Origin of the sequence: Streptomyces sp. ASQP_92, from assembly GCF_025399895.1 — a bacterium.
In the GTDB taxonomy this organism is placed as follows: domain Bacteria; phylum Actinomycetota; class Actinomycetes; order Streptomycetales; family Streptomycetaceae; genus Streptomyces.
This window is the reverse complement of the sequence record NZ_JAODUA010000011.1, coordinates 1-21,291: the sequence shown is the minus strand read 5'-3', so window position 1 is coordinate 21,291 and position 21,291 is coordinate 1. Positions and strand designations below refer to the sequence as shown.

Here is a 21,291-nt window from a genome sequence, read left to right as displayed (position 1 = left end):
GGTCGCCCCATGACGCTTTCGGTTCCCGCCGGTCATTCTGTCGATCTGCGAGTTCAGCCAGTCGACGAGGTTCTTGATCGTGTCGAGCGGTCGCTTCAGACGCGCTTCGACCGGAACACCGTGGTGCGCAAGCGCCGTTCCGTGGGGGCCCGGACGGACCGCGATACCTGGGTGCGGATCGAGCGCCGTCTGCTGAGCAAGATCAGCGATCAGGGCTGGAACGGTACCGAGTGCGCTGCACGTTTGATGGGCGTCGCCCAAACCGTATGGCAGGGAAGCGTGGTGTGGCGGGACGCGGACGAGCCCGCCATGTGGCGTGCCGACGAAACAGGGCTCCTGCCGGGAGATCCCATCGGTACCGCCGTGCTGAGCGAGGATCCCAAGCTCTCGGACGAATGGTGGCGCGCGTTCAACACGTCGCTGGACGCTCTCGCCGCGCAAAGCACGAGTCGCGTCGCCTCGCCGGACACCGAGTTCATCACTCAGGGCCTCGTCACCAAGACCATCCACGGCGTGTTCTCCAGCCCCATCGACGCCACCGTTGAACGGTGGGTGCCCGCCCATGCGGATCTGAACTGGGCCAACATGAGTGCGCCGGCGTTTTGTCTCTTCGACTGGGAGGACTGGGGGAACGCACCGCGCGGGTTGGATTCCGCATCTCTGTGGGCGAGTTCACTTGCCGTCCCGGATCTGGCCGACCGCGTGTGGCGGGAGCGGCACGCTGACTTCGCAAGCCGGGACGGCAAGCTGATGACGCTCTTCGTGTGCGCGAAGCTCCTCGGCCCGGACGCCCACCCGCAGGATCCGCGACTGGAGCCGGCTCGGCGAATGGCGGAACAGATCGTCGGGGACCTTCAGATGGACTGAGTGCGCAGGCGGTCGCGGAGCAGCGTGCGGTACTCGGTCACTGTCTGTTCGTCGGGGGTGCCGGCCAGGGCGCCGACGAGTTCCCCGAGGTGCGCGGGTTCGTCAGTGCCGACGGCTACGGCACTGACGTTCGGAAGTTGGTAGGCGGCTCGGAAGGCCGCCTGCGCGCGGGAGTAGCGACGGCCGTCGTGGAGGAAGACGCGGGGGTCGACCCGAGCCCATACCGGTGCCCTGGTGCTGCCGCCGAAGGGACTCATTCCCCACATCGCGCCCGCTCCCAGGTTCCACGCTTCCATCAGAGCTTCGGCCGCATCGAGTGTTCCTGCGCCCACCAGCAGTCCGGCGCGCACCATGAGCGTCGAAGGCGTCGGCACAGAAGCGTCGACCAGGGGCGGCAGCGCCGTAGGATCCCAGGTCGCGACGCCCCATGCGCCACACAGTCCCCGCGATCTCGCACTGTCGAGGGCTGCGCACGCGTCGGCCAGGGCTGCGCGGGACCGGGCGGTGCTCGGCGTGAGCGAGTGTTCCGGGTTGTGCAGGAACACCAGGTCCGGCTCTCGCCCGAGGTCGCGGGCCGCCTCCTCCACCGCGGTGTGTAGCCGTATGGGGTCGAGGGAGTGCTCGGCCCCGCTGCTGCCTGGGAAGTAGCCAACCTTGGTGGAGAGGTGGAACTTCGGTAACAGATCGCCGGCGGTCCGTGCCAGAACCTCGTGCGACCGGAAGCCGAGATAGTTGGTGCTGGTGTCGAGCGCGGTCACGCCGAGGTCCAAGGCGCCTGTCAGGAGACGGCGTTCATGACGAGACCGGTGTAGCCCGAGGACAACTCGGGGGTCAGGGTCGCGCACAGTTCCTCCTTCACCAGGATCTCGGCTACTTCCGACACCTCGGCCCCGACGAGAGCCGCCGCGTGCTCCAAGCGAACGGGACGTCCGCTGAGCAACAGCCGGAGCGCGGGTACGGCCTTGGCCGCGAGGGTGAGCCGCTTGCCCGACGCCACGACGGTGACGGTCTCCCCGCTCTCCTGAAGCCGCGGCGGGAAGTGGGTGGTGCACACCACGGCGTCGAGCGGGGCCAGGATGTCGAGGTACGGGACGTGTCGGGGAAGCGTCGTCGCCTGCTCGTACGCGGCCAGGTAGTCGGCCGGCGAGCGCTCGCTGACCAGACGGGCGGCGGCTTCGGCCAGAGCTTCGCCGCCGGTCTGGTCCCGACGGTCCAGGTCGTGGCGGAAGATCTCCTGCTCGCGGCACCAGTCACCCAGCCACGCCAGCCAGCTCGCTCCGGTGCGCTTGGTGATGCCGAACGTCACGTGGAGGCTCTTTCCCGAGCCGCTGCCCGTGCGGGTCGCCTGGTGCCAGTGGCCCCGGGGGATGTGCATGACGTCGCCGGTCCTCATCAGGCCGGACCAGACGACCTCGTCGGTCGGGGTGCTGTTGGGATCGGCGTCCCGGTACATCGGCACCGGGCGGGAAGTGCCCCGTACCTCCCACTCCTTCTCGCCCGCGAGCTGGATGATCACCACGTCGTGGTCGTCCCAGTGCAGAGGGAAGCCCGCCGCTTCGTTCGTCGTCAGGTACGCGTTGACCTGAACCCGCTCGTGCGACCACCACTGCAACGCCCGGCAGGCGACTTCCATCGTCGGGTCGAAGACGTTGGCCTGGTCGAGGATGAGCGTCGCGCCTTCGTCCAGCAGCCGACCCAGACTGCGCATGTTGACCATGGGGATGCTCTGGCCACGAGGACTGACGCTGTCGGTGTAGTAGACGGCGGGGTGGACTTCGTCGCCCTTCTGGAAGCACCGGAACTGCGGGCGGCTGAGGCTCCTGCGCATCGCGATGTCGAGCAGGCGGTTGGGGGTGAGGATGCGGGAGACGAGGGCAGGGTCGCCCACGTTGCCGCGCGCTAAGCCCTTGCCGATCTCTTCTGGGCCGCTCCACCCCAACGCCCTCTCGATGCCGCTGATCAGTTGGTGTTCCATCACTGCCTCCTGCAATGCGGTTACGTGAACGTGGGCACGGCGGGGGCGACACGACGGTCCCTGCCGCCCCCGCCGCTTGGTGCTACTCGGTGTCGGTCAGGTTTCCGTCACCGCCCGGCCACGGCGAGTCGCCGGAGCTTCCCTGGTTGTCGGACCGCAGGCTGTCGTACCGGTCGTGGACGGCGGCCAGTTCCTCCACCGCCACCAGGAGGCCACTGGGGGCCGGCGGCGTTGTCGTCGTACTCTGTGCCACCTCGTGCTCCTTCCTCTTCGGTTCTCCCGCCGGGGTCCCGGGCGGGAAGTCTGTTGAGGCCGCGTGCTGGCTTCGCCTTCACTTGGCGCGATGGCAGAAGCGCTCAGAGCGAGCCGCCCCCACGGCCGCGGGGGAATGAAGACGCGGGGGCGGCGTTCAGAGGAGCGGTGTGGATGCCCGCGGAGTGCGCAGAGCGGTGCGGTTTCGGTCCCGCGTCCTCGGGGAGAGGGACGTCCTGGCGCATGTTGGCTTGCAGGACCCGTTGATCCAGCTCGTACAGGCAGGCGCGACAGGAGTAGAGAGCCGCATGCATGCCGCTGGAGAGGACGGGGCCGATCCACGTCACCTCGACGTCATGACGCCCGCACCACAACCAGCATTCACCGCGTGGCTCCCAGTCGTGGCGGTCCCAGAGCGCCTGCGCTGCGGGCCGGCCTGTGGCCGGGTCGATATCTCTTCGGGTCGAACGGAAGACGACCTCGGGGTCGGGCAATGGTGTCGGGCGTAGGGAGTGCCGTCTCATCAGGCGATCGCCAGAGTGAGTGACTCAGGCGCGGCGTGGTTGGGAGTGTTCGGTCGAGCCGCGAAGAACTGACGTAGAACCGAGGCTCGAACGGCAGGTGCCGCCTTCGGAAGCTCGATCTCGGCCCACACCTGCTTTCCGCCGGTGACGGGTTCCCAGCCCGACCGCGCTGCGAGGAAACCGACCAGGATCAGACCCCGTCCACCCTCCTCCTCTGCATCTGGACATTGCGCCCTTGGCGCTCGGGGGTTGCCGTCCTGTACTTCGATCACGAGGTTGCCCGGCCGATGGCGCAACGTGACGATGACGGGCCCGTCCCCGTGGAGCACGGCATTGGTAACCAGCTCGGAAGCGATGAGACTGATCTCGTCCGCCGTCTCATCAGCCAGAGGGACGCCCCAAGCGCGCACCTTGTTAACGACCTTGCAGCGCAAGGGAGATACCTCTTCCCTCGTCCCCGCGAGGGCGAAACGAGTTACGAGCGTAGGCATGGCGGAAGCCTCCGAAAACTGGTGAGCGGCTCCATCCCCGATAGGGGACACAGAGATGGAGCCGCCGATCTGAGGTGGCCATCCAGTAGCGGACGCTCGATGCGCTGCCCCCTGGACGGCTGATCTCAGTCAACGACCCGGGTGGGCAAGCCCGGAACGTTTCTAGGGGGTTCCTCCTGGGGACGCCCTTCCACGCACGTGCAGGGAAAGCAGCCCCCGAGCGACGCCGCGACGGGATGACGGGAGTGATGACGTGCCTGGTGATCCGTTAGCGATCCACCCGCTCACCTACATCCGGCAGTTGCACGGCTGGGGCAAGGCCGAATTCGCTCGAATCATGCAGGCCCATGGGAAAACGCTCGGAATCCCACTCGCGACCAACCGCACCACCGTGTGGAAGTGGGAGCAGGGCCAGGAGCCGGACGCTGACGCTCGATACGTGCTCGCCAGCCTGTTGGAAGTGCCCACTGAACAGGCGCAAGCTACGCCCTGGCCGCACTGGCTACCCGTATGGGAAGTGACCGGGCTCGACACGCCCTGGAACGAGGCCGGAACTGTTGAGGCCCTGACAGACCTGGTAGGGAGCGGACGCCTGGACCGCCGAGGCTTCCTCACGATCACCGGCGCCGCCCTCACAGGGCTCGCGGCGAGCTGGGCCGAGGCGCCCGCGGCTTTCGCCTCGGCGTTCAGCGGGGATCGCGTCACTGACACGATGGTCTCGACGATCGAGCAGCGAATCAGCACCCTCCGCACGCTCGACGACCATCTAGGCGGAGCCCGACTCCTGGAGCAGGCCCGCGGTGACCTCGCTCTGATCACCGGTCTTCTCAACGCAGCCCGGTACACGGAAGCAATCCGGCTTCGCCTCTACGCTCTGGCCGCCCGCGTGTCACACCTGACCGGCTGGATGGCCTACGACGCGGGGCTGCGCTCCGCAGGCCAGCAGTACTACGTCGGAGCGCTGCGCAGCGCTCGTACGGCAGGGGACGACGCCTTCGGCGCCTTCGTCCTGGCTGAGATGGGGGTGCATGTCTCGGAGGCCGGCCGCACTGCCGAGCGAGTCGCCCTCATCTCCACCGCCATCGACAACGCTCCGCGAACGCTGTCGCCGTACACCCAGTCCTTCCTCTACCTGCACAAGGCCGAAGCGCTGTCCCGCGATGGTGACCACCAAAGGGCCGGCACTGCGCTTCACCGTGCAACGTCCCACTGGGAGCGCCACACAGAAGGCGAAGACCCCGACTGGCTCGACTGGTTCGGCGAGGCCCAGCTCAAGTCGACCGAAGGAAAGGTCTTACTTCGGGCGGGGCAAGTGGCGCGCGCGACAAGTGCGTTGGAGACTTCGGTGAACAGGGCCGCGCCACGTGACATGGCCGTCCGAACTGCCCGCCTGGCCGAAGCCCGACTCGCCGGAAACGACCTGGACGGAGCGCTCGACGCGGCGAACCGGGGCGCCGCACTCCTCGAAGACGAGGTCAGCTCCATGCGGGCGCTGGGACGCCTGAAGGAGTTCTCCGCACGGCTCGAACCGAACACATCCGTTCCAGCCGTCCGAGAGTTTCGTGAGCGCTTGAAGGCACTGCCGGTCGCCTCCTGATGCCGGTCCGCTCGGGCGCCTACCCTCAGCCCATCCCTGTGAGCAGGTGGCGCAGGGTGCCACGATGGACAGCATGACGATGATCGACGGTGAGGTCGCGGCTGGGTTCGAGCCGGTGCGCGAGGCGTTCGCGGAGAACTTCGCCCAGCACGGAGACATCGGTGCGGCGGTGTGCGTGTACTGGCACGGCCGCCCGGTGGTCGACCTGTGGGGCGGTATCGCCGACCCCGACACCGGTCGACCGTGGACGCGCGACACCCTGCAACTCGTCTACTCGGCGACCAAGGGAGCGACCGCCACCGCCGTGCATCTCCTCGTCCAGCGGGGGGAGCTGGACTTGGACGCGCCGGTGGTCACGTACTGGCCGGAGTTCGCCGCGAACGGCAAGGCGGACATCCCGGTGCGCTGGCTGCTGTCGCACCAGGCCGGCCTGGTCACGCTGGACCGGCCGGTGCCGCTGGCTGACGCTCTGCGCTGGCACCCGATGGCACAGGCCCTCGCAGCGCAACGTCCCGTGTGGACCCCGGGCACCGCGCACGGGTATCACGGCCGGACCTGGGGCTGGCTGGTCGGCGAGGTGATCCGCAGGGTCTCCGGTCGCTCGCCAGGGCGCTTCTTCGCAGAGGAGATCGCCTACCCGCTGGGCCTCGACTTCTTCATCGGGCTGCCGGCGGACAAACGCGACTGGGTCAGCCGTATGGTGCACAGCAAGCCGGATACGGACCTCACCACCGTGCCCCCGGAGTTGGTCCCCGAGGAACTACGGGAGCAAGTCGCCGCCTGGAGCGACCCGAACTCGCTCAGCAACAGGGCCTACATGGTCACCGACCCTGCGGGGATCGACTTCAACTCGCCCGAGGTCCAGGCTGCGGAACTCCCGGCCTCCAACGGCATCGGGACCGCGCATGGGCTGGCCCGTATGTACGCAGCGTTGATCGGCGAGGTGGACGGCGTGCGGCTACTCGCCCCGGAAACCGTGACGCTGGCGACCAAAGAACAGGCGGCCGGGACGGACCAGGTACTGGTGGCACCGAGCAGGTTCAGCTCCGGATTCCAGCTACCCACCGCGGACAATCCCATGACCGGGCCCAGCGCCTTCGGCCATAACGGTCGAGGCGGCTCCCTTGCTTTCGCCGACCCAGAGTCCGGCATCGCCTTCGGCTACGTCATGAATCACATCGTCAGCGGCCTGGACGATCTGCGTGCGGCGTCACTGATCGATGCGGTGCGCAAGGCATTGCCGACGTGTTCGGCCATCAACGGACCCGCCAGGACATCCGCAGGTCGTCATAAGTAACCCGAGCGACGCGCACGGCGGCTCACCTTCCGGGCTGGAGGACAGGGATGGATCACTGCAAGGCCGTGGGCCGTGGCTGGAGTTGTTCGCGCACCGCCTTTTGTAAAGGGCTCTGTGCTGCCCACTACCAGCAGAGGGAGCGCGGGAAGGTGTTGCGTCCGGTACGAGAGAGAGTGAACTCGTACCGGCGAAAGGTCTGCGAGTTTGAGGGTTGCGGCAAGGAGACGAAAGCCCTGGGGCTCTGCCCAGGGCACTACCGCCAGCAGCAGCTCGGCAAGGCACTCACCCCGCTGCGGGTGATTGAGCGGAAGTCGTGCCGGGCCGACTTCTGCATACGGACCAAGTCCGCGAAGGGGTTACTGCGCCGCGCACTACAAGCAGGTGGCGAAGGGAAACGATCCGACGCGCATCCGGGCCCGGCGGACTGCTCTGGAATTGGCGCGAATCCGCGCGATCGGAGTCGGTCAGTGCTACGAGTGTGAGGAGATCGTCGCCGTCGAGAAGTTCCGTACGTCTGGGGGGACCGCGCTCAGCGGTGTATGCAATGACTGCCAGAACATCCGGACCCGGCTGGCCCGGTTCAAGATGACCAAGCATGACTACGACGAACTGCTCGCCTTCCAGGGGAAAAGTGCGCAGTCTGCACCTCCGGTGAGCCTCTCGGAAAGTATGATGAGTGGCACATCGACCACGACCACGCGTGTTGTCCCCGCGGCACTACCTGTGGCGAGTGTGTTCGGGGGATCCTCTGCAGCGAGTGCAACGTCCGGGGCGTCACCTGGTACGAGTCGCTGCCCGTGCAGCTCCAGACCTTCGCCCTGTTGAACGGCTACCTGAACGATCCGCCGGCCCGACGATTGAAAAGGAAGAGTCGCCCGCCGGCCATCGGCACCGGCCGGTGAGTAATCCGTCGGTACAGCCGCATGCGGCCCTTCCTTCCGACCGACGGGCGTCCGCGTACCCCAGGGGGCACGGTGCTTTCATTCACGCTTGACACCAACTGTCTCATCGCGGTCGAAGAGGAACGCCCCGAGGCTGAAGCTGTCCGTGAGCTCGTGGCACAGCAGCGCGCCGGCAGGGCAACGGTGCGGCTGGTCGCCACCATGGCCGCCGAGAATCAGCGAGACGGCACTGTTCTGGACAACTTCTCCCACTTCCAGCGGCGTCTCAACGGACTCGGTCTTGGAGAGTTGGAGATCCTCGCGCCCGTGGCGGTATGTGACCTCACCTACCTCGACTGGTGCGTGCTCGCGCATGACGAAGCCGAAGCGGAGGCCATCAGGCTGCATGAGGTGCTGTTCCCTACCTCATCCTTCAACTACCTAGACGCGGTCCCCGATAATCTGAGCGAGGGGGCGCGACAACTCGCCGAGCGCAAGTGGCGCAACCAGCAACTCGACGTCCTGGTCCTGCACACCCACATCATGGCGAGGGCGGACGTCTTCGTTACAAACGACAGGAACTTCCTGAAGCAGAGCAAGCGGCCACGCTTGGCGGAACTAGGTGCCAGGCTAATCCTCACCCCTGCCGACGCCGCAACCGAGTTGAGCTGATTCCTATCCTCGCCCTGCGACTTTAGGCGCGGAGCGACCCCTGGCCATCCAGGCCAATAGATTCGTTGGTCCCCCATGCGTGACCGATGCGCGAGCGTCGGCCGCGCACCGCGCAGGCCCCATCGCCGAGCAGATCGCACCTGCGAACCTCCACATCGAAGACGGTTCGCCCCCGGCGCCGAAGGCGCAGGGAAAGCCCGTGTCACCGTCTCCGCAGACCATGAGCACCCCGCGTGCCACTACATGCCATTCGGGTCGGTAAACAGCGGGCACCAGGGGTGCCAAGATGACCGCTCCGACGGCCGCCATGGACCACGTTTCCGCAGATCAGGACGGCATTCGCAGCTCAAGGACCACGCGATTCCCAAGCTTAGAGCGCGGGTTCGATTCCCGTCACTCGCTCCACAACGAAGGCCCTGGTCGGTGACCGGGGCCTTGTTTGTTGTCCAGGGTTTGTTGTCCAGACCCTCTCGGCCCGCGTGCCATGGGTACCGCAACCGCCTCGGAACCCGCCCGCCCGACCTTCGCCGGGCGTCGGCGAGCAGGGACGCGGCTCACCTCCGCCCCCTCAGACCCCCGTCGAGATCCCGAACTCCGCCCCCGAGATGTCCGCCAAGGACGCCGCCACCGTGCGGAGGGGGTCCTGCAGGGTGGTGAGGTCCCGGCGGAAGGCGTTCGCGTGGGGCCAGGCGTGTTCGTGGTCCAGGGGGCTGACGTGGGCCGGGCGGTGGGCTTCCCAGGCGGTGAGCAGGGGGTGCCAGCGTGTGGTGAAGGGGCGGAGGACCTCGTTGAGGAGGTGGTCCGCCACCGACTGGACGCTGGGGGCCGTGCCCGGCTCCAGGCCGATGCTGTAGCGCCGCAGCGTGTCGCGGGTGAACGGGAACAGGCTGTTCAGGGAGGTGAGCGCCTCGCGCAGGCTGCCGCTGTCCGCGGGGAGCCGCTGTACGCCGATGCGGCTCACCAGCTCGACCTGGAGATCGAAGGCGGCCATCCGCTCCGCCTCGCTGTCCCTCATCGGCATGCTGCCCCTCCGTACGCCGGGTACCGGAAGTCCGGGACGATCCAGCGTAATCCCCGTCGCACCCAGGGTGGAGAGGACCGTACGGCGCAGCGTCTCCGCGCGGGCCGCGTCGCCCTCGTGGTGGAGCCAGGCGTGCGCCGTGACGGGGTGCAGGCGGTGCGGGACGGGTGGGAGCAGGCCACGGGCGGTCAGCTCGGCGAGGCCGGCGCCCGCGCGCCGCACGGCGACGGCGCGCGGCAGCCGGTCGGCCGCGGCGAGGACGGCGGCCACGGTCTCGGCGTCGACCGGCAGCGGGGACAGCGCGAGCGCGCACCGCAGTACGTCCTGGGCCTCCGGGGGCGCGGTCAGGGCGTCGCGCACGTGATCCGCGGTGAGTTCGTCACCGGCGAGTACGTCGAGCAGCGAACGGCCGGGCCCGTACAGCCGGCTCGCCAGGGCCGCGGGGGCCTGCCCGGCGGCGACCGCGCGGCCGAGCAGCCCGAGCGCCCCGGGGTGCCCATCGGCGGCGTCCACGATCTCGGGCGCCCCCGCGAGGGCGGCCGCCACGGGCTCGGGGAGCGGTTCCAGGTCGAGGTGCTCGCCGTGGCCCCCGTAGGCGCGGCTGCGCGTGATGAGCAGGGTGCGGACCTGCGGATGCGTGGCGGTGAGTTCCCGGACGGCGCGCGGTGACAGGCCGTGGGGCACGTCGTCCACGACGTACAGGCACGGCCCTTCGGGCGCGCGCGGCGGGCGCGGCGCGACGGCGCGTACCCAGTGCACACCACCGGGGAAGGCGGCCTGGAACCGCACCGCGTACTCCCGCGCGAGCCGGGACTTGCCGATCCCCGGCATGCCGCGCAGCTGCACCGGCCCGGCCGACGTACGACCGGTGACGAGAGGGGCCTCCTGGACGTGCAGGGCACTGTGCAGACGCCACAGTTCGGGCAAACGTCCCGTGAACTCGCCTACTGCAGGCGGCAGTTCACCGTGGACCCGCGCGGGCGGCGCGTCCAGACGCATGGGCCCGGGCACCCGCCGCAGATGGGCCAGTACGTCCTGGACGAGGGTCTCCGGTTCGCCGTGCCGGGTGTCGCGCAGCTCCACCGGGTGGATGTGCGCGGTGTCCGCCTCGGGGTTGACCACCAGGACACGGCGGCGCGGATCGCCCTCGCCGAGCCCCGCGAGGAACGCGGCGGTCAACTCCCACTGGCAGGCGGGGCGTTCGGCGTAGCCGGCGGAGTAGTAGGCCAGCAGGACGCGCGAACCGGCGAGCGCGCCGCGAATGGTGTCGCTGATGCCGGCGAACCCCGCGACGGCGGACTCGTCCGTGAACACCTTCAGGCCGACGGCGATGAGCTCCTCGTGGAGCCGACGGACGTGGTCCGCGTCTTGGCGGCTGTAGCTGAGGAAGACGTCCCACACGGTGCCATACCCTACTGTGGGAAACCGGGGAGGCGATCATGACGCAGTCCGGAGAGACGCCGCGCCGGGGGCGCACGGGGCCCTCGCAGATCACGGCGAAACTGACGATCCCGTTCGTCGGCGAGGTCGCGGGCGTGTGGCAGCCCGCGGACGCCGAGCGCACCGCCGCCTGGGAGCTGTACTTCCAGCTCGCCAGCCGGATCGCGGTCGTTCCGCTGGAGCGGGACGAGGGTGTGCTGCGCGAGGCACTCACCTCGCTGTACTCCCTCTACGACGTCACCCGGGGCATCCTGCACAAACACGGCCCGGCCGTCGCGCCGCCGGTGCCGGAAGGCCGGCTCACCTTCGGCGTGTTGGCGATGGTGACCCTGAACCGTGTCCTGCGCCCGGTCCTGACGGTGTGGCATCCACGGCTGGCGGCGTACGAGGCCGTACGGCCCGCGGGCACGGATCCCGTGAGTTACGAGCGTGCCTGGCCCGAGGCGGACGAGTTGCGGCGCCAGCTGGACGTCACGCGTCAGGCCCTGCGCTCCCTGGCACGGACGCTGCAACAGGTGGCCGAGGTGGGCGACCTGATCGATCTCCCGGTGCCCAGGCCCCCGTTGCCGCCCCCTGCTCGCGCCCCGCTCCCCCCGGCCACGCGTGCGCCCCTGCCACCCTCCACACCGCCGGACCGCCGGGATCGCCGGGGCGGCGAACCCTCCACCGGGGGCACCCCCCCCCCGCTGACCAGGGGTAGTGCCGCGTCGCGCAGGGGCGCGGGCCGGAGTCGGTGCGGGGATGCGCGTCTTGACGCGCGACGGGTCGGCGCGGGGCGGTGGCTTCCCACCGCTCGTCGGACCCGGTGCCGGGTCGAGGCGAACGCGGCCCAGGACGAGCGGGCCACGGCGCGCGAGTGGATCACCCTCTGATCCGGTGGGCGCCCCGATTGCCGCGGCGACACGATGCGGGGCGCGCCCGCCGTACGGCCATCGGCGGGAAGCATGGTGCGGGCCGAGCCCGCCCCAGGGGCTCCATCCACGTGAGGCGTTTCTTCATGAGCCTGAGCATCCGCAACCAGCTCGCCGGCACCGTCACCTCGATCACCCCCGGCGCGGTCATGGCGACCGTCAAGGTCCGCCTCGACGGCGGGCAGGACATCACCGCCGCGATCACCCTGGAGGCCGTCGAGGAGCTCGGCCTGCGGGAGGGGGCGGCGGTCAGGACGCTGATCAAGTCGACCGAGGTCGCCCTGGCCACTGGCCCGGTCCGGGGCGTGTCCATCCGCAACCAGCTCGCCGGGACCGTCGCCGAGGTGTCCACCGGCGGCGCGATGGCCTCGGTCAAGGTGGACGTCGAGGGCGGCGAACTGACGGCCGCGATCACCAAGGACGCGGTCACGGACCTGTCGCTCACGACCGGCACGTCCGTCGTCGCACTGATCAAGTCGACGGAGATCTCCCTCTCCGTCTGAGCCCTTCCTCCGAGGGATCCGTAGCGCGGGGATCCGTAGCGCAGGGGTCCGAAGCGCAGGGATCCGAAGGCAGGGACCCATAGCGCAGGGGTCCGAAGCGCAGGGACCCGAAGGCAGGGACCCATAGCGCAGGGGTCCGAAGCGCAGGGACCCGAAGGCAGGGACCCGAAGCGCAGGGTGCACCCCGCCCGTCCGCCCCTCCGCTACGGGCCCAGCGGTCGGCCCATACGGAGGTTCCAGCGGCCGGAGCGGCCGCTCAGCTCCGTCGCCGTCAGCGGGGGCACGTCGATGCGCCAGAACGCCGACTCCGGCGCGTCCAGGGCCCGCAGCACCACAGCCCGTACGATCTCGGGCTCCACGACCGCGAGCGTGCGCCCGCCGGTCGCCGTCGCCTGCGCCAGCCAGGCGGCCGCCCTGACGCACAACTCCCGTACCGGTTCGCCGCCGTGCGGTGCGGCCGCCGGGTCGGCGAGCCAGGCGCCGACCGACTCCGACTCGGCCGCGCTCACCTCGGCCAGGGTCCGGCCACGCCAGCGGCCGACGTCCAGGGCGCCCAGCTCGGCGACGTCGTGGGCGTCCACGCCGAGCGCCGCCGCGGTCTCGCGGCAGCGTGCCGTCGGGGACGCGAGGTACCGGTCGGCGGCGGGCAGCCCCGGCGCCGCCGCGCGGGCCGCGGCGAGCCCGGCGGCCTCCAGCGGGGCGCCGTCGTCGAAGCGCGCCTCCCGCAGCGACCGGCTGAAGGCGGGCGCGACCATCACCAGGCGAAACGTCATGACACTCCCTCAATTAATGCTCGGATCAAGGGAGTTGACGGTCGTCACCGCGCGCCCCCGCCCCCTGCGTGCGCCCTTGGCCGGATCCGTACTTCGCGCTACCTTCTCGACGTCGATGACGACGGCAGGACGGAAGCCGGTGGGAATCCGGCACGGTCGCGCCACTGTATGCCGAGCACCATCCGCCTTCCCCCGGGGAGCGGGGAACGCCGGACAAGTCAGACCCGTAGCCGTCGTCGTGTGCACCACCACAATGGGACGCGAGTTCCCCCAGGAGGTCCTGCCATGGCGCAGTCCGTCGCCCAGCCGACCAGCACGCCCACCGCCGTACCCGCACAGCTGCCGATCGGCGCGATCGCCCCCTGGGCGGTCTTCTTCGGCATCCTGATGCTGGTCCTGCTCTACTTCGTCGGCGCCGAGCAGGGCGCCACCTCGCTCCTGTCCGGCTCCACCGTGCACGAGTGGCTGCACGACGGCCGCCACCTCCTCGGTTTCCCCTGCCACTGACCGGCGGCCGGCCGCCATGAACTCCGCGACCGTACGCGGTCTGCTGGTGCGCGGCATGCTCGCCGGCCTGGCCGCCGGGCTGCTCGCGCTCGCCGTCGCGTACTTCCTGGGCGAACCGCGGGTGGACGCGGCCATCGCCTTCGAGGACGCCCACAGCCATGAGCACGGCGCGGAAGTCGTCAGCCGCACCGTGCAGTCCACGGCGGGCCTGGGCACCGGGGTGCTCGTCTACGGGGTGGCCTTCGGCGGCATCGCGGCGCTCGCCTTCTGCTGCGCGCTCGGCCGGATCGGCCGCTTCGGCCCCCGGTCGACCGCCCTGCTCCTGTCGTCCGCCGCGCTGATCGCCGTCTACCTGGTGCCGTTCCTGAAGTACCCGGCCAACCCGCCGTCCATCGGCGACCCGGACACCATCGGCAGACGCACCCTGCTGTACTTCCTGATGATGGCGCTGGGCGTGCTGCTCGCCGTCGCCGCCGTACTGCTCGGCCGGCGGCTCGCGCCCCGCCTGGGCAACTGGCACGCCACGGTGCTGGCCGGGCTCGTCTTCGTCCTGGCCGTCGGGGCCGCGTACGCCTTCCTGCCGGCCGTCAACGAGGTCCCCCGGGACTTCTCGGCGACCCTGCTCTGGCAGTTCCGCCTCGCGGCCCTCGCCATCCAGCTGACCCTGTGGACCGTCTTCGGCCTGCTCTTCGGCCACCTCGCCCAACGCTCCCTCACCCCCACCGCAACCCCCTAGGGGCGCCGCCCCCTCGGCCAGGGCCCACCGCAACCCCCCCAGGGGCCGCCACACCCCGGCCAAGGCCCACCGCAACCCCCCAGGGGCGCGGGGAACTGCGCGAGAAAGCGCGCACGGCCCGCAGACGAAAACGGGTCTCCCAGGAGGGCGGGGAACCCCGCAAGAAGCGCGCACGCCCCGCAGACGAAAACGGGCTACCCAGGGGCGCGAGGAACCGCGCAAGAGGCGGCCCCGCCCACTGAAACCCCGCTGAAACCGCGGTGAATGCGCCCACCCCCACACTCCACGGCATGAAGACACCGACGAACCACCTCGCGATCGAAGCCACCGGGCTTCGCAAGTCCTTCGGGGACAAGACGGTCCTGGACGGCATCGACCTGCACGTCCCCGCCGGCAGCATCTTCGCGCTGCTCGGCCCGAACGGCGCCGGGAAGACCACCGCCGTGCAGATCCTCTCCACCCTGATCTCCGCCGACGCCGGCGAGCTGCGGGTCGGCGGTCACGACCTCGCCACCGACGCCCAGGCGGTACGGGCCGCGATCGGGGTCACCGGACAGTTCTCCGCCGTCGACGGGCTGATCACCGGCGAGGAGAACATGCTGCTCATGGCCGACCTGCACCACCTGCCGCGCCGCGAGGGCCGCCGGGTCGCCGCCGAACTCCTGGAACGCTTCGACCTGACCGACGCCGCGAAGAAGCCCGCCTCCACCTACTCCGGCGGCATGAAGCGGCGCCTGGACATCGCCATGACGCTGGTCGGCAATCCCCGGATCATCTTCCTCGACGAGCCGACCACCGGCCTCGACCCGCGCAGCCGGCACACCATGTGGAACATCATCCGGGGCCTGGTGGCGGGCGGCGTGACCGTCCTGCTCACCACCCAGTACCTCGACGAGGCCGACCAACTCGCCGACCGCATCGCGGTGTTGAACGGCGGCAAGCTCGTCGCCCAGGGCACCGCGAGCGAGCTCAAGCGGCTCGTGCCCGGCGGCCACGTCCGGCTCCGCTTCGACGAGCCGCGGGCGTACGAGAGCGCGGCCGTCACCCTGCGCGAGGCGACCCGCGACGACGAGTCGCTGTCGCTCCAGATCCCGAGCGGCGGAAGCCAGCGCGAACTGCGCGCCATCCTCGACTGGCTGGACACCGCCTCCATCGAGGCCGACGAGCTGACCGTGCACACCCCGGACCTCGACGACGTGTTCTTCGCCCTCACCAGCAACCCCGCCCCCGCCGCCACCGCCCTGAAGGAGAACGTCCGATGAGCTCGCTGTCCCTCGCCGTCCGCGACACCTCGACCATGCTGCGCCGCAACCTGCTGCACGCCCGGCGCTACCCCTCGCTCACCCTGAACCTGCTGCTCACGCCGGTCATGCTGCTGCTGCTCTTCGTCTACATCTTCGGCGACACCATGAGCATGGGCATCGCCGGCGGCGGCCCGGACCGGGCCAGGTACATCGCCTACATCGTGCCCGGACTGCTGCTCATGACCGTCGGCAGTACGGTCGTCGGCACCGCGATCTCCGTCTCCAACGACATGACCGAGGGCATCATCGCCCGCTTCCGCACCATGGCGATCCACCGCGGCTCGGTGATCGTCGGCCATGTCATCGGCAGCGTCCTCCAGTCGATCCTCAGCGTGGTCGTCGTCGGCGCGATCGGCGTGGCCATCGGCTTCCGCTCCACCGACGCCACCGTCCTGGAGTGGTTCGCGGCCTTCGGCCTGCTGGTGCTCTTCGCCCTCTCGCTCACCTGGATCGCCGTCGGCATGGGCCTCGTCAGCCCCAATGTCGAGGCCGCCAGCAACAACGCGATGCCGCTGGTGCTGCTGCCGCTGCTGTCCAGCGCGTTCGTGCCGCTGCACTCGATGCCGGGCTGGTTCCAGCCGATCGCCCAGTACCAGCCGTTCACACCGGCCATCGAGACTCTGCGCGGGCTGCTGCTCGGCACCGAGATCGGCAACAACGCCTGGCTCGCCATCGCCTGGGCCGTGGGCCTGACCGTGCTCGGCTACTTCTGGTCGAAGGCCCGGTTCAACCGCGACCCCCAGCGCTGATGCCGCGCAGCACCCGCACGGCGGCCACCGCCAGCTCGTCGCGCCCCAGGGCGGCGTACTCCGACACCGCGTCGGCGTACGCCGCCCCGTCGGCGTCCTCGGCGAACGCGCGGGCCCGGGCGGCGGACATCGTCGGGAAGTCCCGGTGCACCCGCATCCGCTCGGCGATCGCAAGCAGCCGGACACCCGAGGACCGCCCGCCCGCCAGTTCGGCCATCCCGACGGCCAGCAGCACCGTGCCGGACACCGGGAGCTCGGCGGGGCTGTGCTCCTCGCCCGCCGGGGTCAGCAACTCCAGTGCCACCTCGCGCAGTTCGGCCGCGAGCTCCGCCACCGGCTCCAGGCGGCCGTGCCGGGCGTGGGCCGCGACGGCGGCCGCCTGGATCTGCCGGGACCAGGTCGCCATGAACGGGTCGTCGGGATACAGCGCGTCGGCCTCGCGCAGTTGCGCCACCGCCTGCCGCCACAGGCCGAGCCCCACTTCGGTCAGCCCCCGCAGCAGCGCGATCTCGGCGCGCGAGCCGAGCTCCGGACTGAAGACCCGGGACGACTCCGGTGGCTGCTCAAGTCCCGCCAACTCCAGCCAACGGTCGGCCTCTTCGAGCTCCCCGCGCTGAAGGCAGGCAAGGACCAGCGCCCAGCGCACCCCCGCCGAGTCGTACCAGCCGGCCGCGTCCGACCAGTCGCCGGTCCGCTCCAGGACGTCGAGAGCGGCCAGCAGATGCCGGTACGCCTCCTCGCCCCGCTCGGTCTGGAGGCACAGCTCGCTGACGCGACCATGGGCGAGCATCTCGGTGGCCGGGTTGCCCAGCGAGGTCAGCGCGCCCAGGCTGCGGCGCGCCGATTCCAGGGCGCGGTCCACATCGCGCTCGAACTCCCACACATAGCTGGCGAAGCACTCGGCGACACCCGCGAGCAGCCCGTTCTCGGCGTCGCACAGCTCCCGCAGCCTGGTGTAGTGCGGCGGCCGCACCTCGGGCAGGACGCGCAGCACCGTGTCCAGGGCGCGCAGCAGGGTGTCCGGCTCGGCGGCCGGCAGTCGGCGCAGGGTCACCAACTGGCGTACGGCGTGCGGTCCGTAGCCCATGAGCAGGCTCAGCGTGCACACCACGGCCGCGCTGCGGGCGGTCTCGATGTCGTCGGGGCCCGGGTGGAAGTGCGAGAGCGGCCCCGCGGTGTCGGCGGCCAGGCCCGAGAGGCGGCTGTAGTTGGAGTCGGTGGCCCACAGCGAGGCGAGCACCGCGGTCAGACCCGCGAGGGTGGGCCCGTCGTCGCGGGCCAGCGCGTACCGCAGCGCGAGCACCAGGTTGTCCTGCTCCCTGCGGGCCAGCTCCCACGACCGGAGCGAATCGGCGCTGAACAGCGCGTCGTGGTGGGCCCGGCCGAAGTCCCGCGCCCAGGCGAGGAACCGTACGGTGACGGCGTCCTCCTCGGCGGCCTCCGCGCGGCGGGCGGCGCTGAACTCCCGCACCGTCTCCAGCATGTGGAAGCGCACCCCGGAGTTGGTGTCGGCCGCCTTGATCAGCGACTGGTCGGCGAGCTGCTCCAGGAGGAACAGGGCGTCCTCACCTTCGAGCACATGCTCGGCCGCTTCCTCGGTGAACCCGCCGGGGAACACCGAAAGGACCCGCAGCGCCGCCCGCGCCTCGGGTTCGAGCAGGTTCCAGCTCCACTCCACGACCGCCCGCAGCGTGCGGTGGCGCTCGGGTACGTCCCGTCCGCCGCCGCGCAGCAGCGCGAAGCGGTCCCGCAGCCGCCGGGCGATCTCGGGCACCGACAACACCCGCACCCGTGCCGCAGCCAGCTCGACCGCGAGCGGCAGCCCGTCGAGCTGGCGGCACAGCTCAAGAACCGCCTGCTCGGGCAGCTCCGCGTCCGGCCGCGCGGCCCGCGCCCGCTGCCGGAACAGTTCCACGGTGGATACGAGGCCGAGCTCGCCCAGCGCGTACACCGACTCGGAGGTCAGCCCGAGCGGCGCCCGGCTGGTGGCGAGCACCCGCAGCTCCTTGGAGCCCGCCACCAGCGCCCGCACCAGTTCGGCCGCGCCCCGGATGACGTGTTCGCAGTTGTCGAGCACCAGCAGCGCGGGGCCCGGGCCGAGCGCGCCGACGATGCCCGCGACGATCCCGGCGGGTCCTGGCAGGCCCCGCGCCGCGCTGGAGCCGAGCACCGAGGCGACCTCGGTGGCCACGTCGTCGTCGGAGGTGACACCGGCCAGCGGCACGAAGTGCACCACCCGCTGCTCGGCGGCGCGGCCCACCGCGTGGGCGAGCCGGGTCTTGCCGAGCCCGCCGGGGCCGACGACGGTGACGACCCGCGCCGTGTGCAGCAGCCCGGCGATGGCCGCGAGGTCGTCGTCCCGGCCGAGCAACGGATTCGGCTCGTGCAGCACGCCGTGCCGCACCAGCGGGGCCTCGCCGCGCAGCAACTCCTGGTGCAGGGCGGTCAGTTCGGAGCCCGGGTCGGCGCCGAGCTCCTCGCGCAGGGCGCGCCGGTAGAGGCCGTAGCGGGTGAGGGCGGCGGCGGGGCCGGCCGTGGCGGCCTCGCAGCGCAGCAGCTCCGCCAACACCTCTTCGTCGCGCGGCAGTTCACGCGCCAGCTGGGCCAGCGGCCGCACCGCGTCGGCCTTGCGGCCCAGGCGCGCGAGCGCGAGCGCGCGGGTGCGGGCCAGCGAACGGTGGGCGCCGGCCCGCGCCCGGCGCAGCGCGGCGACCGGGTCGCGCAGATCCTCGCCGTCACCATCCCCTACGACGCCGTCCCACAGGGCGAGCCCGGCCTCCGCCTCGGCCAGCGCCTCGCCGTGCTCGCCGGCCCGGGCATGCGCCTCGCCGGCCGCCGCGCGCAGCAACAGCGCGGAGCTGTCGACCTGGTCCTCGGCGAGGGCGATGCGGTAGCCGGACGGGGTGCTGGCGATCACCTCGGGGCCGAGCTGCGAGCGCACCCGCGACACCAGCACCTGCACGGCCTTGCCGGGGCGTTCGGGCAGCTCGTCGTCCCACAGCCCCTCCACGAGCCGCCCGGCGCTGCATCCGGCCCGCAGGTCCTCGGCGAGCAGCGCGAGGAGTCCGCGCAGCCGGGGCGCGGTCACCTCCTGGCCGCGATAGGCGACGCGCGTAAGCAAGGTCAACTCGGTGGTCACCCGTGCAGAGTAGTCAGCGCACGCCCCCCTGCACCCCCCGCGTCGGCCTCCGACCTCGCGATCCGACCCCCTCTGACCTCGCAACCCGTCCCCGGACACCGCTCCCGGGCCGCCCCGCGCCCCCCTTTTCATGCCCAGAATATCTGTCACCGCCGCCGGAGAAATCGCGATGACGCCCCCGTAAGAAATTCTCCCGCGACTGGCGGAGACGGAATTATTGACCGTGCTCCGGCGATTGCGCCGTGCTACTGTCGTTATCAGTTGCAGTTGTGGTTCCCATCGGGGCAATCATCACAGTGACGTGGAGTTCGCACGGTGCGGGCTCCCGGGCAATGCCCCGAAGGAGATCAATATGTCTGCTGGTACCGTGAAGTGGTTCAACGCTGAAAAGGGCTTCGGCTTCATCGAGCAGGACGGTGGCGGTCCGGACGTGTTCGCCCACTACTCGAACATCGCCGCCCAGGGCTTCCGTGAGCTTCAGGAAGGCCAGAAGGTCAACTTCGACATCGCGCAGGGCCAGAAGGGCCCGACCGCCGAGAACATCGTTCCGGCCTGACGCTGTCACGCACTTCGCAGCTGGGGCCCGCACCTTGGGGTGCGGGCCCCAGCTGGTCTCGTTTTCGGGCGCTTCGCGCCCGGTCCGCCGTGAGCACTCCACCGGCGGCGACACACCCTCGCACCATCCCGGATTCCAGACGTGCCCCGCCGGTCGGGCCGGCACGCACCACAGGGCACGGGCCGCACACGGCGGCCGCCCGGGATTTTTCTCTCAGCATCTCATTCCGGCGACGCTCCCCGAATTCTGAATTCGGCACGATGCGTTTTCGCATCCGTCCGGCTCGTTCTTGCGATTCCCCGCAGTACATGTTCTTCCGGGAATTCCTTGATACGCGCCGCATCAAGGAAGGTTCCGCATGAACCGCACTCGTACGAACGACCGTTTTTCCCGCACCCGCACCGGGGGCTCGTCCTCCGGCGGCTCCGGCGCCCCCCGTGGCGGCAGCCGCTTCGGTGGCTCCGGCTCCTCGGGCCGCTCGGGTGGCTACGGCCGCCGGTCGTCCGCCCCGCAGGGCGAGTTCGCGCTGCCAGTGACGACCACCCCCGCGCTGCCCGCCGTCGAGACGTTCGCCGAACTGGCCCTTGCTCCCGGCCTGTTGGCCGAGCTCGGCCAGCAGGGCCTGAGCGTCCCCTTCCCGATCCAGGGCGCCACGCTGCCGAACTCGCTGGCGGGCCGCGACGTTCTGGGCCGTGGCCGTACCGGCTCCGGCAAGACCCTCGCCTTCGGCCTGGCGATGCTGACCCGCACCGCGGGCCGGCGCGCCGAGCCCCGTCAGCCCCTCGCCCTGGTCCTGGTGCCGACGCGTGAGCTGGCGCAGCAGGTCACCGATGCGCTGACTCCGTACGCCCGTGCGCTGCGGCTGCGGATGGCGACCGTGGTCGGTGGCATGTCGATCGGGCGGCAGGCCGGTGCACTGCGCTCCGGAGCCGAGGTCGTGGTGGCGACCCCGGGCCGGCTCAAGGACCTGATCGAGCGTCGTGACTGCCGTCTGGACCAGGTGGAGATCACCGTTCTGGACGAGGCCGACCAGATGGCCGACATGGGCTTCATGCCGCAGGTCACCGAGCTTCTGGACCAGGTACGCCCCGGAGGC

At 70.5% G+C, this 21,291-nt stretch carries 19 protein-coding genes, 1 pseudogene and 1 riboswitch; of the genes and pseudogenes, 13 read left to right on the top strand and 7 right to left on the bottom strand.

From position 1 onward, the window contains the following. Positions 1-9 precede the first annotated feature (9 nt). Complete coding sequence (locus N4G70_RS22440; protein WP_261714488.1) at positions 10-867, top strand: hypothetical protein; 858 nt, start codon at positions 10-12, stop codon at positions 865-867. Here N4G70_RS22440 and N4G70_RS22435 read toward each other — a convergent pair. From N4G70_RS22435 to N4G70_RS22420, 4 genes are all read right to left on the bottom strand, one after another. Beyond that, positions 855-1,625: an aldo/keto reductase gene (locus N4G70_RS22435; protein WP_261714487.1), complete on the bottom strand. Its 771-nt coding sequence runs from the start codon at positions 1,623-1,625 to the stop codon at positions 855-857. The genes N4G70_RS22440 and N4G70_RS22435 overlap by 13 nt on opposite strands. A 20-nt stretch (positions 1,626-1,645) precedes the next feature. Beyond that, the gene (locus N4G70_RS22430) at positions 1,646-2,842 is read right to left on the bottom strand and encodes a cupin domain-containing protein (protein ID WP_261714486.1); all 1,197 of its coding nucleotides are present in this window, start codon (positions 2,840-2,842) and stop codon (positions 1,646-1,648) included. An 82-nt stretch (positions 2,843-2,924) separates the two neighbouring features. Then, positions 2,925-3,095 carry a hypothetical protein gene (locus N4G70_RS22425; RefSeq protein WP_261714485.1) on the bottom strand — a complete coding sequence of 57 codons (171 nt, stop codon included), beginning with the start codon at positions 3,093-3,095 and terminating at the stop codon, positions 2,925-2,927. Between the two features lie 522 nt (positions 3,096-3,617). Beyond that, positions 3,618-4,109, bottom strand: coding sequence for an ATP-binding protein (locus N4G70_RS22420; protein ID WP_261714484.1), 492 nt, complete (start codon positions 4,107-4,109; stop codon positions 3,618-3,620). A 253-nt stretch (positions 4,110-4,362) separates the two neighbouring features. Here N4G70_RS22420 and N4G70_RS22415 point away from each other — a divergent pair, with 253 nt between their 5' ends. From N4G70_RS22415 to N4G70_RS22405, 4 genes and pseudogenes are all read left to right on the top strand, one after another. Continuing rightward, positions 4,363-5,706 (top strand): M48 family metallopeptidase, encoded by a 1,344-nt coding sequence (locus N4G70_RS22415; RefSeq protein WP_261714483.1) that lies wholly within the window; start codon positions 4,363-4,365, stop codon positions 5,704-5,706. A 73-nt stretch (positions 5,707-5,779) separates the two neighbouring features. Beyond that, complete coding sequence (locus tag N4G70_RS22410; RefSeq protein ID WP_261714482.1) at positions 5,780-7,003, top strand: serine hydrolase; 1,224 nt, start codon at positions 5,780-5,782, stop codon at positions 7,001-7,003. A gap of 635 nt (positions 7,004-7,638) precedes the next feature. Then, positions 7,639-7,905, top strand: a pseudogene (locus tag N4G70_RS37175) (endonuclease domain-containing protein); the annotation flags it as partial. 72 nt (positions 7,906-7,977) lie between these two features. After that, entirely contained in the window at positions 7,978-8,556 is a 579-nt protein-coding gene (locus N4G70_RS22405) for a hypothetical protein (protein ID WP_261714481.1), read from the top strand. A 568-nt stretch (positions 8,557-9,124) separates the two neighbouring features. On the opposite strand, the gene N4G70_RS22400 is transcribed toward N4G70_RS22405, so the two are convergent. Then, complete coding sequence (locus tag N4G70_RS22400) at positions 9,125-10,978, bottom strand: toll/interleukin-1 receptor domain-containing protein (protein ID WP_261714480.1); 1,854 nt, start codon at positions 10,976-10,978, stop codon at positions 9,125-9,127. A gap of 38 nt (positions 10,979-11,016) precedes the next feature. Between N4G70_RS22400 and N4G70_RS22395 the strand changes: the two genes are divergently transcribed. After that, positions 11,017-11,889: a hypothetical protein gene (locus tag N4G70_RS22395; protein ID WP_261714479.1), complete on the top strand. Its 873-nt coding sequence runs from the start codon at positions 11,017-11,019 to the stop codon at positions 11,887-11,889. 125 nt (positions 11,890-12,014) lie between these two features. After that, positions 12,015-12,431 carry a molybdopterin-binding protein gene (locus N4G70_RS22390; protein ID WP_261714478.1) on the top strand — a complete coding sequence of 139 codons (417 nt, stop codon included), beginning with the start codon at positions 12,015-12,017 and terminating at the stop codon, positions 12,429-12,431. A gap of 203 nt (positions 12,432-12,634) precedes the next feature. Here the strand turns inward: N4G70_RS22390 and N4G70_RS22385 are convergent, their stop codons facing one another. Then, entirely contained in the window at positions 12,635-13,204 is a 570-nt protein-coding gene (locus N4G70_RS22385) for a histidine phosphatase family protein (protein WP_261714477.1), read from the bottom strand. Between the two features lie 131 nt (positions 13,205-13,335). After that, positions 13,336-13,428, top strand: a riboswitch (cobalamin riboswitch). Between the two features lie 61 nt (positions 13,429-13,489). On the opposite strand from N4G70_RS22385, the gene N4G70_RS22380 reads away from it, so the two are divergent. The 4 genes from N4G70_RS22380 (at position 13,490) to N4G70_RS22365 (ending at position 16,500) form a co-directional block, all read left to right on the top strand. After that, entirely contained in the window at positions 13,490-13,711 is a 222-nt protein-coding gene (locus tag N4G70_RS22380) for a CbtB-domain containing protein (protein ID WP_261714476.1), read from the top strand. A gap of 16 nt (positions 13,712-13,727) precedes the next feature. After that, a complete protein-coding gene (locus N4G70_RS22375) occupies positions 13,728-14,447 on the top strand; it encodes a CbtA family protein (protein ID WP_261714475.1) in 720 nt (239 codons plus the stop codon). 290 nt (positions 14,448-14,737) lie between these two features. Then, complete coding sequence (locus N4G70_RS22370; protein ID WP_261714474.1) at positions 14,738-15,709, top strand: ABC transporter ATP-binding protein; 972 nt, start codon at positions 14,738-14,740, stop codon at positions 15,707-15,709. Continuing rightward, complete coding sequence (locus N4G70_RS22365; RefSeq protein WP_261714473.1) at positions 15,706-16,500, top strand: ABC transporter permease; 795 nt, start codon at positions 15,706-15,708, stop codon at positions 16,498-16,500. Before N4G70_RS22370 ends, N4G70_RS22365 begins: the two co-directional genes overlap by 4 nt. Here N4G70_RS22365 and N4G70_RS22360 read toward each other — a convergent pair. Continuing rightward, complete coding sequence (locus N4G70_RS22360; RefSeq protein ID WP_261714472.1) at positions 16,478-19,639, bottom strand: BTAD domain-containing putative transcriptional regulator; 3,162 nt, start codon at positions 19,637-19,639, stop codon at positions 16,478-16,480. The two genes, N4G70_RS22365 and N4G70_RS22360, sit on opposite strands and share 23 nt — an antisense overlap. A gap of 352 nt (positions 19,640-19,991) precedes the next feature. Here N4G70_RS22360 and N4G70_RS22355 point away from each other — a divergent pair, with 352 nt between their 5' ends. Together N4G70_RS22355 and N4G70_RS22350 are read left to right on the top strand one after the other, a co-directional pair. Continuing rightward, positions 19,992-20,195, top strand: coding sequence for a cold-shock protein (locus tag N4G70_RS22355; protein ID WP_120722582.1), 204 nt, complete (start codon positions 19,992-19,994; stop codon positions 20,193-20,195). A gap of 358 nt (positions 20,196-20,553) precedes the next feature. Continuing rightward, positions 20,554-21,291: DEAD/DEAH box helicase (locus tag N4G70_RS22350; RefSeq protein ID WP_261714471.1), on the top strand; the 738-nt coding region annotated here is incomplete at its 3' end.